Here is a 13601-nt window from a genome sequence, read left to right as displayed (position 1 = left end):
GTAATAACCACAGTATCAGTCTGACCTGTCATAAGTTGCTATTTACGATTAATACATTGGGTTGTGATCTGTTTTACCCTTAAACGTATAATAAGCAAAAGCGGTATAACTCAAAATAATCGGTAGCATAATGACCGCGCCAATTAACATAAAGGACAACGACGTATCAGCCGCCGCCGCATCATAAATGGTCATTTGATACGGTACGATATAAGGGAATATGGCAAAACAAACCCCAATATAGCCCATCAAAAATAATGCTACAGTCAATAAGAAAGGACGATACTCACGTTCCGTTTTTAAGTCTTTACGCATTAGGAAAAATAACAACAACGCAATAACAGGCATCGGTGCAAGATATAAAATACTTGGCAACATAAACCAGCCTTCGAGTGCATCAATGTCTGAAAAATACATGAACGCAGTCACGATAATCATGGCTACTACTAAGGCAGAAAGCAGCCAACCTGATACTTTACGTGCCCAAACTTGCAATGTATGCTCAGTTTTTATGATGAGCCATGTCGAGCCAAGCAGCGCATAGCCGATAATCATCGCAAACCCACAAACGATGGAGAAAGGCGTCAACCAGTCAAATGGACCGCCTGTATAGAGACGGTTACTGGCTTCTAATCCTTGTACTAGCGCTCCAAGCATAATCCCTTGAGAGAACGTCGCAATGACCGAACCGACAAAAAAGAAAGTATCCCACACATGACGACGTGCTGATGATTTAAACCGGAACTCAAACGCGACGCCGCGCATAATGAGTCCAAACAGCATAGCAGTCACGGGCAAATAAAGCCCCGTCATGATGATACCGTAAGCAACTGGGAAGGCGGCAAATAAACCACCCCCGCCCAATACCAACCACGTTTCATTACCATCCCAAAATGGAGCGATTGAGTTCATCATGCGGCTGCGGTTTTTATCAGAACCTGCAAATGGAAACAAGATACCGCAGCCCAAATCGAAGCCATCGAGCAGTACATAAATAAAAACAGCAAGGACGATAAGTCCGCCCCAAATTAAGGGTAAGTCTAATACATCACCGAAGTTAAACATTAGCGTAACCCTCCATCATCGACATCATCAGCAGGCTTACTCATGTCTTCATCATTGTCTTTGGTATTTTCGCCTGCATTTTTATCACCGCTCAAAGCCCGACCTTGCGCTTCTGTGACAGAATGCTCATAGAAGTTATCTTCTGATGGATCTTCATAAGGCTTAGGCCCTTGCGCGATCAGTCGCAAAATATAAAAGCTGCCAGCGCCAAATACAAAAATGTACAATATGATAAAGCCAATGAGTGTCGTTGCGACTTGCTGTGCAGCTACTGGCGACATACTTTCAGCGGTACGAATAACGCCATATACTGTCCACGGTTGACGACCTGTTTCAGTCACAAACCAGCCTGCCAATATAGCGACAAACCCAAGCGGCGTCATCATCATCCATGCACGGTGAAACCAGACGCTATCAGGGCTAAATTGCTGCTTCTTAAAGTATTTATAAAGACTAAACAGGCCGACAAGTACCATTAACATACCAATAGCAACCATGATACGAAATGCCCAAAAGACAACAATAACGACAGGTTGATCTTCAGGTGCCCAGTTTTTTAGGCCTTTAACTTCGCCATCTAGTGAATGGGTAAGAATCAAGCCGGTCACATAAGGAATTTTTACTTCATATTTATTGGTTTGGTTTTCCTGATCAGGAATAGCGAATACACGCAAAGCAGCTCCGCGCTCATCCTCCCAAATACCTTCCATTGCTGCAACTTTGGCAGGTTGATGCTCTAATGTATTTAGACCATGCTCATCGCCGATGAGTACTTGAGCCGGTGCCACAAAAATTGCCATAATCATCGCCATACCTAGCATGATACGACCATGACGACGGTGCTCAGTGTGTTTTTTAGATTGAAGATAGTAAGCACCGATACCACCAACGACAAAGGCGGTCGTTAAGAATGCGGCTGTCATCATATGAGCGTAGCGGTAAGGAAATGACGGGTTGAATATGATTTCAAGCCAGTCAGTAGGGTATAGCAACCCATCTGCGCCCATCATAAAGCCCTGCGGCGTTTGCATAAAGCTATTGGCAGCCAAAATCCAAAATCCTGAAATCAGCGTACCAACAGCGACAATGGCAGTTGAGGCAAAATGCATGCGCTTACTCACGCGGCCCCAACCGAATAGCATAATGCCGAGGAAAGAAGCTTCCAAGAAAAACGCAGTCAACACTTCATAGGCAAGTAGTGGACCTAAGACGTTCCCCGCTTTATCAGAAAACACAGCCCAGTTGGTGCCGAACTGGTATGACATGACCACGCCCGATACCACACCTAAACCAAATACCACGGCAAATATTTTTACCCAGTGTTTATAGACTTCAGCATAAATAGGATCGCCAGTTTTTAACCAACGGTATTCAAGCACCGTAAGCCAGCTGGCAAGTCCGATGGAAAAAGCGGGAAAGACGATATGGAAAGAGATAACGAAAGCGAACTGGATGCGTGCGAGTAATAGCGCATCAAGCTGGTCAATCATAAACGTAGCGAACATAAATGGTTACCCTTATCTGTTACCTGAACAGCGCTAGCTTCCATAAAACGCTTAAGTAACTGTCCGTAATTGTCTGTAGACTAAAATGACAAGTATTACAGCAGTAGCTCAGTGTCGGCTAGCGAGCAACATTAGAGACAAAGTGCAGCTAGGCTAACAACTGTTTAGTTGGATTGAATAACTTACATCCTTATAAATTAATGTATTGTCGTACGGATTAATATCTTGCTGTCGTGTATTAGAGATATATTATGCGCTTACCTAGATATACACGCAAGCTAAGCTATGTCATAGTTACATACCTAACAGTCATCTAAAAATACTAAAATCATCCTCAAAAACTTGAATAAATACCATTCAATAACAAGGGGTTACTAAATAGATAGTATGGTCAAAAATGTCTATAACTGATCACGAAGTGATATTCGTACATCATCACCAACTATTTTAATATTCATAACGATTTTTTCTTAGATAAAATACGGCTTCGCTAGAACAATTCTTTAAAATAATATTCAAATGACATGCTTTATAGTCTGGCTCTCTTATTTTTTAATAAGTTACTAGAGTTAAATCATTGTGAATAATCGACGATGTAATGCAGATTGCCTCTATTCTTGTAATTGCTTATGCAAAATGCGTCTCAAGGTCAAAATGGTTTGTGGATTGGTTTGGATACTATGACCACCACTAATAATAGTCTCAGAAGTCGCCCCTTCTAGATGCGCACTGGTATAAGGGACAATGCCGTCTGACAAGCGTTCAGTCAATGCCTGGCTTATATCGCTATTGACCGTGACGGCAGCCACAAGAGGCTCAGCAGGGATCGCTGAGCTATCGCCAATGTCACTTGTAGCGTCGGTAGTATCTTCCTCTACCGCTTGTGACAGATCGACTTTTGCACCGTTTGGCTGCATTTGCGCCAAGCCTTGAGTGATATCGGCATCATTATTGGCAATAATGGAATGATAAGTAATCCGGTCATTGATACCGATGTCTTTAGTCAGTTGTATAAAGGATGACTTATCGCTTAGTTGGCTGGCACCATTTTGTAAGTACAAAGCACCCAATGGATTTTGTGCCAATTCACCTTGAGTCGCAATCGTAGCCAAGTTATCCGTGACCGTTTTTACCAAGCCGACGGGTAGATAGACAATGCGACGTAGCGCCCGTGTGAACCAGCGATCTGCATAATCTGTACCGCGAAAAGGCGCGGATAAAAAGACGGCTGTGTCCACTTGCGGTAATGCTTTAAGCTCAAACCGCTCTTGTAGCTTGTTTTCTGTAAAGGACGCTTTGAGAGCATCGCGAATTCTACGTTTTTCGCTACCAGACAGTAGGTTTTCGTCATCCAATTTATCTAAGTTATTGGCCAAGTTGTCATCGGAGAGCATCATACGAGCGATAAGAGCACCCATACTATGACTGATGATGACGCTATTTTCGCTAGCACGATTTTGGCCTTTAGGGTCAGTTTGCTGATAAGTAGTTTCAATCAAACGCTGAATTTGATAACGATTTTCCAAAATAGGTAGATTGGTTGGATAAAATATCTGCCAAACTTGGTAGTTATCACGCAGTTTGTCATCATTCAGAATATCGTTGGTCAGGTTCACCCATGTCGCCGGACTAGAGGCCAAGCCATGTAGCATAATCAAGACACGCTTATCAGGATCATAAGGCTCAAGCATGAAGAGTTTAGGCAGCCTTTCTTCGGGTTGACGCGTTATCAAGTTTAAATAGCCAACGCCATCTAGCTGATTTTCTGACAGCCACAAGCCATAGCCAGCAGAGAAGTTAGCCGCTAGAGGATAGTCATTGTTTAAAAGATTAACGCTTTCGCTTCGGTACGGGTTATATAAGTGTATATCAAGCTTGCGACTGCTCAACACCTCCAGCACGCTATCACCACTTGGCTGAATCAATCCAGTTAATAATAAGTGTCCTGTAGGATAGATGCGTGTGCTTGGGTCAGCGTTGTCTACGCTGTTATCACTCTTTTCATTCGCCAATCGACCTGATAATGAAGATACCAATAATTGACGGATCGTCGTGGTATAGCGATCGTCTAATGACGCCACTAAGCTGATACCCAATCCTGGACGCTTGCTAATGGAGTTAAGGCCTGAGAGGCGTAGCTCATAAGTGGATACTAGGTCTGCTAAAGCAGAGGTTTGCTTGTGTGCATTCTGTAGATAGTTATTTTCGTTTGGCAAATAGATACCAAGATCATAGTCATCAACTTGCACTTTCATGACTTTGACTTGATCAACCGTCTTTCCTTTTAGCGGAGAAGGATTGGCGATAGCGGCTTGTTTATCATCAATAAGATTGGTGGCGGTTGTTGGTAGGTAGTCTACCTTAACATCACCCATTCGCTTCTCTGAGCCGTTGGTCGATCGATAAAGCTGGGTAATAACATCGTTACTGGCAGCGTTATAGATATCTTGGGTTTGAATGTCGATATCACTTGGAATACGGTTTGGCGTATAGGCATTCTTTTCTTGGTCAGCGCCTTCAAAGTCATGTGCCAAACTGTCATAAAACAAATAGGTATAACTTGACTTAATGGCGTCAAATAGACGAGCTTGATAATCGACCACACAGCGACTGGTATTTTGTTCTTGGGTCTTAGTATCCGCTTCGCTCAAAGGGGCATTGGCATAATAGGGGTCGAGTGGCGGACGAGCAAGCGCATTGCGACAATCCTGAGAGTCAGCAAGCTGACGTGCTTTTGCATAATGTAATTCTGCAAAAATCGCTAGGGCAGAGCGGTAGTGTTGATTTAGAATACTATCGGTAAGCTGAGTCAAGCATAAGTCAAATTGCTGCATACAGGCTTGTTCATTAAGACCTGCTGATAATAATGCTGAGGCTGTGTCACTGCTTAGGTTTTTACCTGTGACGATATTGCCGCGCTGTGCGGTGATGGTCTTCGCTGATGTTTGTTTATTCACTGACACCGTGCTACAGGCAGGCAAAAGCGCAACCACGGCTATCAAAGCGACTGACGTGATGGTTAAAGGCTGCTTATTAGTGTGCGCCACCATATTTTTGATAGAGCGAACGAAAGTCATAGGTCAGTCCAATAAACGTCAGTCATGAGGATGCGATTACTTCACAAGATAATGATAAGAATGAGTGTAGCGTAACTTCTAGAATTAAACTATTTTATTTAAGCTTGATAACTTAATTCTATTTTTTAGAGTAGACAGTCAAATTATTGTTATTATTTGAATTTAGATAATCAAATATAATATGTATAGAAATAAAGGAATAAGTAAAGAAAATATAGACGAAAGGGGATTTTACAGTCATAAAAAAGCACCATCGTTTTATATCAACTTACTATCGACATAAAATAATGGCGCTCAATATCAAGCCTAGATTATATAGGGTTATCAGACATTTGGTTTAACATTGATGTCAGGAGCAGGAATATCCCAAATATAGAACTTACCTTCCTCTACCAGCTTAATTTGTTGAGGAATGATGGTATTGTTTGGATTTTCTCCAGCAAGACGACGCAAACGCTGCAATGCATTATCACGACGATCACTTAGTACATCTGACTGTGCCAAGCTTTGCTCTGCTTCTGTGTACCCCAAAGACACCGCTTTATCCAGATATTTTTGACCTTCTTTGAATCCACCGCCTTCTGACAACATCATGCCGTATAAAAAGTTAGCTTCACCACTATCAGGTTGAATTTTGATAGCGCGATCAACATATTTTCCGCCACGTATGGTGTAATCCGAGCCTAAATCTAGGTTACGTCCCATACCGTTTAGTTTGGCAGCACGAAGCAAGACATCGTAAGAAGCATTTGGCGATTGGGCATAAGGCTCGATCCATTCAGTCAATACTTTAATTTTTTCACGAGTATTATAGCGCTGGGTGCGATTAGGAAAGTTTGGTGGGTAATGACGCGCATTGGGTGATGCTTCTGCAATGAAAGCATCAAGCAGACTCACATCTAGTTTATCTGTACCAAGACCCTTTTGTTGAGGAATCAGTACAGTAGTGACAAAGCTGACGTCAGACAGTTGTACTTGTGGTGTTGGAATATTAGGAAGCTGACCGCCACGAAGGTCAATACCCGCTGCGACCATTGGACTTGGCGTGTATACGCGAGTAGTAGTATTACCTGTCAATTCAGAGTCGGCAACTCCTGCAGCCGTCGCTGGTCTTGGTGTAGTGCCGCTACTCATTGGTGCATTATTTTGTTGGACAGTATTTTGTTGATTACTATTTTGCTGAGCAGTATTCAGCGGCATGGTAGTAGCTACAGCGTCCATTGATGTGTCTGGTTGAGGGGCTGTTTGTGTGTTAGGTGCCGTAGCACTGACAGTAGCGTTGGGCCGTGCAAGACGAATGACTCGTTTGCTTGAGTCCATAGCACTAGGTACAGAGGTACTGGTCGCAGACGCAGCAGCGGTATCCGTTTCAGCAGCATTAACAGGTGCTGATAGCATCATTGCACAAGCAGCCGCTAGTGCTGTCAAGGTAGCAAGCTTAGGTGACTTGGCTGGCAAGCGGCTAGATAGAGTCGATTGGTGGTTGGCTTTCATAAAAATCGTTACCTTAATTATTCATGGTTGAGCAAATGGATGGCAATTGGGTTATGTCTGTGAGGCAAAATCGTACAAATTTTTAATACCCTACCAAATTAGACTCAACGCTATCAGTAGTAGGATTGTTAATGGTGAGAATTAACCAAGTTGGGGTTTATCGCTAACACTATACATCACTAATCGTGCTTACTATATTAACGACGATAAAAGCTATCTGAACGTTACAAATGATAAGCAGTGGCTTTCATGCGATTCGCCATCCAGCGCATGGTCTGACGAACGGGTGGTGATAATGCTGCACCGCCACTTGTCAGTGCTAACTCACGATGGTGCAACTCTTCAAGGTCCATCTGGGCCAGTATCTCTTTTGAGCGCTGATCGTGTTCAGGCAACTGCTTGATATGATCTTGCAGGTGTTCACTCACTTGTGCTTCCGTTTCAGCGACAAACCCCAAACTGAACTCATTAGAGATGGCGCCTGCCACCGCTCCAAGACCAAAGGACATGCCATACCATAATGGCGTAAAGACACTGGGATGACTGCCCAATTCATTTAGACGAGTCTCACACCAAACCAGATGATCGACTTCTTCTTCGGCTGAGTGTTGCATGGCTTGTTTGACGCCTTCGTCTTTAGCAGTAAACGCTTGCCCATGATATAGCCCTTGCGCACAGACTTCGCCTGTATGATTGATACGCATCAAACCTGCGACATGGCGTGCTTCTGTGATCGTAAGCTCAGGAATATCATCACTGCTTACAGGTAACGGACGGGTACTAGGATTGGAATTGGGCACGACAGCTCGTAATGCCTTGTCGACCCCAAGTAATAAATGATCGATTTTGGATAAGGGACGCGGGGCCATAATTCACTCCTGATGGCTTAAAGTACTGTAAGGCTTAAGGTAGTATAAATACATTCTATCGATAAGGTGTCACCAATAAAATAGAATTATCTGCTTCTTTTTTGGGATGATTCTAATCATGATGGCATGTTTTTTACTATAGCAAATAATCCAAATTATCAGCACAAATATTAGTGCCTTCACAATTTACTCATGCAACAGAAATGATGCTTATTTGTATGTCTCAGGGATACAAGCTTTTCATCTCTCACTTTAATATTATAAGCTGACCACATCATTTGTTTGAATAACGGCATCTTTGATGTGTTTGTTGAGCTTGACATACAAAAACGCACCAAAGGCAATGTTCAGTAAGCCTGTCACTAAGAAGAGCTGTGGTAATGTTAAGCCCAAGGCGTTCAAAATAACAATCGCAAAAATGGCTGAGGTCACCATAAAGATGGCATTAAATATGTTATTTGCACCTACAATACGAGCACGATGGCTTTTAGGGGCATATGCTTGCATAGAAGCATATAAAGGTACGATATACAAACCACCACTAAACCCTAAAAAGAACAGGTCTGCAAACACACGCCAGCTACCATTGAGTCCAAATAAATCGCGAATACTGAGTAAAGCGCTATTATTAACATCAATATTCAGGCTTGAAAGCGAAAAATACAAATCAATGGCGAAAATACTGAGACCTGCAATGCCAAAAGGCAGTAGACGTAGACTGACCTGATTTTTGGTCAATGATTTACACAATAGTGAACCAATTGAAACGCCGACAGAAAACAGGGTTAATAAGAAAATAACCACTGACTCATCGCCTTGCAAAATGACCTTGCTAAACTCTGGGGTTTGCGTCAAAAATGTGGCTCCATAAAACCAAAACCAGCTATTACCAAGGATGACAAAGAATAAAAAAGGCAATGAGTATAAGTAGCGAATCGTTGATAAGCTGGTGGTGATGATGTTCCAGTTGATGTTTAGATTGGGCTGCATCGCAGGCATAGTAGGAATATATCGCGCAGCCAAATAACCCAGAACAGCGACAATCAATACAGTGACGCTAATCCAGTATAGCGATTGTGATAGCTGAGTTAACACACCCGCGATAATCATGCCCAAAAGAATGGCAAGCGATGTACCCATTTGAAACAGCCCATTGGCGCCAACTAACTCATCTTCTTTCATCGCTTGTGGCAAATAGGCGTACTTAATTGGTCCAAAAAAAGTCGAATGTGTACCCATTAAAAACAGCGCCACAAATAACAGCGCATACCACTCAAAAACGAAGCCAACCGCAGCAATTGCCATAATCACTAATTCCAACAATTTAATAAATTGCGTGAGTTTTGACTTTTCGAACTTATCGGCAATTTGTCCCGCCAGTGCTGAAAATAAAAAATAGGGCAAAATAAATAACATAGCGGCCAAGTTATTTAAAATGCTTACTTCCATTCCTAACTGACTAGCAGCGGTATAGGTCAGAACCAGTATGAGTGCTTGTTTAAAAATGTTGTCATTAAACGCGCCCAAAAATTGGGTAAAAAACATAGCGTTAAAACGGCGATGCTTAAACAGTTGAAACTGATTTGCCATGGAGGTTCCTGCAGATAGGTCGCGGCTGATTGAGTGAAAAAACGTCAAACATAATTTTTGAGATAAAGTTAATTGTCAATATTATCAAAAACTTATTTGAATGTAGCATAGGTTTTGTCAATATTAGGAAGTATAATAGCAAGGCTTTAGAAAAAATACATGCAGCCTATGCTATGATTTCATAATTAACTAAGTTATGATTTGTAAATTTCGCATCGTTGCATTATAAAGTGTGAGTGATGCTAAAGGTTCACTATTACCCAATTTTAACTCTTAGTAAGTACAAAACAAGACTAAAGTCTGTCTTTTAGGCTATCATTATCCAAGTTAGGTAAGATAGTCACCATCATTTTCATCAACTGCTTGACGTTTATCCACCGGTAAGACTTGGCGATTATTATCGCTAATAATATTGTGCCGCGTGAGGTGATAGGAACCGAACATGAAACATCAGCCTTCAACGCCATCGCGCAACGTATCAATCATGCAGCGTGTTACTGTCAACACACAGGATGATATTAGCAACCACAGCCATCAAGAGAATTTTCAAAAGACGATGAACGATACGCATAATAATGTCCCACGTATTTATTTTAGACGTTCCGCACTTTTTACAGCATTAGCAACCAGCCTAGTCGGTTTTGGAATTGTGCCTATAGCATTTGCTGATACCACAGATAGTACAACAATTGATAATCAATCTATTACTGATCAAGCCATGGCTGATAAAGCATCCAGCTTAGTAGAAGGCAACACTGAGCAAGAGGATGATCAGCTTAATATGGCTTTAGATGCATTACGCCTAAAGAAGGCAGTAGAACAAGGCATCATCGAGCAATCTGTATTGGATGATTACGCCGAACAAAGTCTCGGTGCCAAAAAATCAGATTCAAAAACTGAAACCACGCAAAACCCAAATACTCAGTCTCCAAACACGTCTAACTCTCAGACGAATATGAATTATGCAGAAAATGTGGATAGCAATCTTGATCTGTCTGACAATGCCAATGACGATTTAGCACAACAAGCCGCAACGATACAACAACAGGGTTATCAGATGATGACACCTGAGCAGATTGATCGTGAGCTGGCTGCGATGGATCTACAAAATACACAAGACGTTGATGATATAAACAATAGTAATAGCCTTAACAATAACAGCAATACTATCAGCAGCAATGACAGTGATTTTGATGGACCAATTGCAACGTTGGCAGATACTACTCCACCAATTGGCTTAGATGCGGAACTGGATGCGAACAGTCTGCCCATACCTAATAACCTCGATACGTTAGGTCGAAATGAGACAGCAGCTGAGCAAGCCGAAACGTCTGAGGTTATGTCACGCCCGATCGATGTAAGCGATGCTGTCAGTAGTAGAGATGAGGAAGGAACGAGTGAAGGTATCGTTGCAGCAGGTGGTGTCACTGGTGCAGAGAGCACCTCATCATCAGATATTATAAATCCTGATGATTACTTGCCAGATTATCAAACAGAAGATCAGGCGATTAGCCAAAGCATCGAGCAAGCGGACAAACCCAAGCCTTTAGCTCGTAACAGAGGAAATATCGTCAAACGCCTTTATAACCGTTTGTTTAATAGTGGTGCCATAACATTACCACACGTAGACACCACGATTTATATGAGTCAAGCAGCGCCTGATGGTACGGTGGATAACACATCGAAAGTAGTCAAGGCAGATAATGATATTCAGCCTATGAAAAACATCAAAGCAGCGCTTGATGATACAACAGTACAATCAGTGGTCGACTTTACAGCCGCCTTGCCTCGGTTACGTGAAACAGCGTTAGATGCTGCCAAAGCTGTTGGATATTATGATGTTACCTTGCGTTTACGCCAGCCCAATGCCGATACGATAGATGTCATTATCGATGAATTGGGCGAACCTGTGCGCGTGGATAGTCGCATTGTTGAGATTCGCGGTGAAGGCCGTGAACAAAAAGAGTTTATTGAGTTTGAAAAAGAGCTGCCCCCACAAGAAGGCGATATTTTTAATCATCGTGTGTATCAAAACAGCAAAGCTGCGCTTGAGTCGCTGAGCAATACCTATGGGTATTTTGATCAATATTGGTTAAACAAGTCTGTCGATATTATCTTGCCTGATAATACAGCAGATATCTCTTTAATCTACAATACTGGCGATCGTTATGAGTTTGATGATGTGGTGTTCTTTACCTATGATGCAGAAACGAACACGCTGACTCAAGATCCAGATAAGCTACCTGTCGAATTGTCATTATTACAGCAGCTGTTTGAATTCAAGCCTGGCGATCCGTTTTATCGTCCAGATGTGACTAAGTTCAGCAACGATTTGTCAGCCACACGTTACTTTAATACGGTCAACGTCGAATCAATACTGCCGCCAAATGAACGCAGTGAAGCCAGCACATTGGCATTTAGCAATGCGCCAAACACCGATAATGAAGCACTAGATGGTGATATCAATAGTGATGGGACAACAAGCGCTGTCGCTATAAATGCTGATAATACCAATGGTACAGAAACCTTAGCAGCAGCCAATAATTCGCGTAATATCAGTCAAGACAATGCCAGCACTTCTGTTGATTCGGATGAGGTTGGCACAGCAAGCCAAAGCGATACTAGTGCCAACAGTGGCGATACAGTGAACCCAGCTGATATTGCTACCCTCGAGTTTGAGGCGGATGAAGAAACACTAGACAAACTGCAAGCCATTAGACGAAAAGCAGAACGCTTGAGCAACTTACCAGATGATCGTGTATTAGATGAAAAAGATCAAGAAGCGCAGAATCTGTTAGGCAAAATCAGTGATTCAATCAGTAATGTGGCTCAAAAAATATTCCCTGATGAAAAAAGTATTCTTGCAGATGAAAATTTTGTGCCACCAACACTAGCAGGACGCAAAACCCCGCAAGATGTTTTAGAAAGCAAAAAAGTACCGCTGTATGTTTTCGTATCTTCCAGTAAGCCTCGGGATGCTCAAGTTGGTCTTGGTTATGGCACAGATACAGGCGTACGAGCAACGGCAAAAATAGATTACAACTTATTGAACCGTCAAGGTTATCAGGCGGGAGCAGAAACTGAAGTCTCAAGAATTAATAAAAATATAGGCGTTTACGCCAGTCGACCTTGGAAGCATCCACTCAATGACAAGTTGGAAGGACGCCTCACGTATGAAGAAGAGGTAATCGATCAAGGCGAAGGTAACTTTGATCTATCTACTCGCACACTAAAAGCAGCATTGAACCGCAATATCCGTCGTGAAGAAGGCTGGAATAGTAGCTACTCTGTGCGCTATCGTTTGGATGAGCTTGAAACAGGCGTTGATGATACTAAGTTGGACGATCTTCCCATACGTTTTACTTCTTCTAGCCCTAAGCAAAAAGCATTGCTATTTGGCTATGGTATTAATAAAACCAGTGTTGATAATGCGACCAATCCAACGCGTGGTATACGCCAGTATTACTCACTTGAAGCTGGAACAGAGAGCGCCTTTAGTGATACTGATTTGGCAATCGCGCGTGCAGGGGTCAGTGGTATTTATAGCTTTGGCGAAGACAAAAAGCATCAGGTACTAGGTAGTCTAAACACAGGCTACATTTGGGCGGATGATTTTTATGATGTGCCTTATAAACTTCGCTTCTTTGCAGGTGGCGATCAGAGTATCCGAGGCTACGACTATGAAAGTTTATCTCCGATTGATAAAGGCTATCTAACGGGGGGACAGATTCTCGCAGTGGGTAGTGCAGAGTACAATTATGAATTCAGACCTGGCTTTCGTGGTGCATTTTTCACTGATGTAGGTAATGCCTATGATAAGAATTTTGATACTGAGACAAAAGTTGGTGTTGGTGTTGGGGTTCGCTGGGCATCACCCATTGGCGTGGTCAGAGTCGATGTGGCAGCTGGGGTGACAGAAGATAGCATCCCAGTCAGGCTGCATTTCTTTATTGGCTCGCCCTTATAATTGGATTTAGTGGTTTTTTTATTTATCGTGCCAA

Annotated in this window: 7 protein-coding genes; 1 reads left to right on the top strand and 6 read right to left on the bottom strand. The window is 42.5% G+C overall.

What is annotated here, in order from left to right; genetic code table 11:
• Nucleotides 1-48: 48 nt before the first annotated feature.
• The 6 genes from cydB to FW759_RS09055 form a co-directional block, all read right to left on the bottom strand.
• Nucleotides 49-1065, bottom strand: coding sequence for a cytochrome d ubiquinol oxidase subunit II (cydB, locus tag FW759_RS09080; RefSeq protein ID WP_443570764.1), 1017 nt, complete (start codon nt 1063-1065; stop codon nt 49-51).
• The gene (locus tag FW759_RS09075) at nt 1065-2555 is read right to left on the bottom strand and encodes a cytochrome ubiquinol oxidase subunit I (protein ID WP_353671519.1); all 1491 of its coding nucleotides are present in this window, start codon (nt 2553-2555) and stop codon (nt 1065-1067) included. The genes cydB and FW759_RS09075 overlap by 1 nt, the downstream gene beginning before the upstream one ends.
• Before the next feature lie 626 nt (nt 2556-3181).
• Nucleotides 3182-5647, bottom strand: coding sequence for an esterase/lipase family protein (locus FW759_RS09070; RefSeq protein ID WP_446442789.1), 2466 nt, complete (start codon nt 5645-5647; stop codon nt 3182-3184).
• A gap of 324 nt (nt 5648-5971) precedes the next feature.
• Nucleotides 5972-7141, bottom strand: a complete 1170-nt coding sequence (locus tag FW759_RS09065; protein WP_446442788.1) for a tetratricopeptide repeat protein — start codon at nt 7139-7141, stop codon at nt 5972-5974.
• Between the two features lie 224 nt (nt 7142-7365).
• Complete coding sequence (gene coq7, locus FW759_RS09060; RefSeq protein WP_446442787.1) at nt 7366-8010, bottom strand: 2-polyprenyl-3-methyl-6-methoxy-1,4-benzoquinone monooxygenase; 645 nt, start codon at nt 8008-8010, stop codon at nt 7366-7368.
• Between the two features lie 258 nt (nt 8011-8268).
• The gene (locus FW759_RS09055) at nt 8269-9600 is read right to left on the bottom strand and encodes an MFS transporter (RefSeq protein WP_446442786.1); all 1332 of its coding nucleotides are present in this window, start codon (nt 9598-9600) and stop codon (nt 8269-8271) included.
• Nucleotides 9601-10042: 442 nt separating this feature from the next.
• On the opposite strand from FW759_RS09055, the gene FW759_RS09050 reads away from it, so the two are divergent.
• Nucleotides 10043-13567, top strand: a complete 3525-nt coding sequence (locus tag FW759_RS09050; protein WP_446442785.1) for a BamA/TamA family outer membrane protein — start codon at nt 10043-10045, stop codon at nt 13565-13567.
• The last annotated feature ends 34 nt before the right edge of the window (nt 13568-13601 follow it).

It is taken from the genome of Psychrobacter sp. 1176_08, assembly GCF_052850615.1.
This window is presented reverse-complemented; position numbering and strand designations above follow the sequence as displayed.

Excerpts from the sequence above, each read along its gene's own strand:
- FW759_RS09065 (WP_446442788.1), bottom strand. The coding sequence starts at position 7,141 with ATGAAAGCCAACCACCAATCGACTCTATCTAGCCGCTTGCCAGCCAAG.
- coq7 (WP_446442787.1), bottom strand. The coding sequence starts at position 8,010 with ATGGCCCCGCGTCCCTTATCCAAAATCGATCATTTATTACTTGGGGTC.
- FW759_RS09075 (WP_353671519.1), bottom strand. The coding sequence starts at position 2,555 with ATGATTGACCAGCTTGATGCGCTATTACTCGCACGCATCCAGTTCGCT.
- cydB (WP_443570764.1), bottom strand. The coding sequence starts at position 1,065 with ATGTTTAACTTCGGTGATGTATTAGACTTACCCTTAATTTGGGGCGGA.
- FW759_RS09070 (WP_446442789.1), bottom strand. The coding sequence starts at position 5,647 with ATGACTTTCGTTCGCTCTATCAAAAATATGGTGGCGCACACTAATAAG.
- FW759_RS09050 (WP_446442785.1), top strand. The coding sequence starts at position 10,043 with ATGAAACATCAGCCTTCAACGCCATCGCGCAACGTATCAATCATGCAG.
- FW759_RS09055 (WP_446442786.1), bottom strand. The coding sequence starts at position 9,600 with ATGGCAAATCAGTTTCAACTGTTTAAGCATCGCCGTTTTAACGCTATG.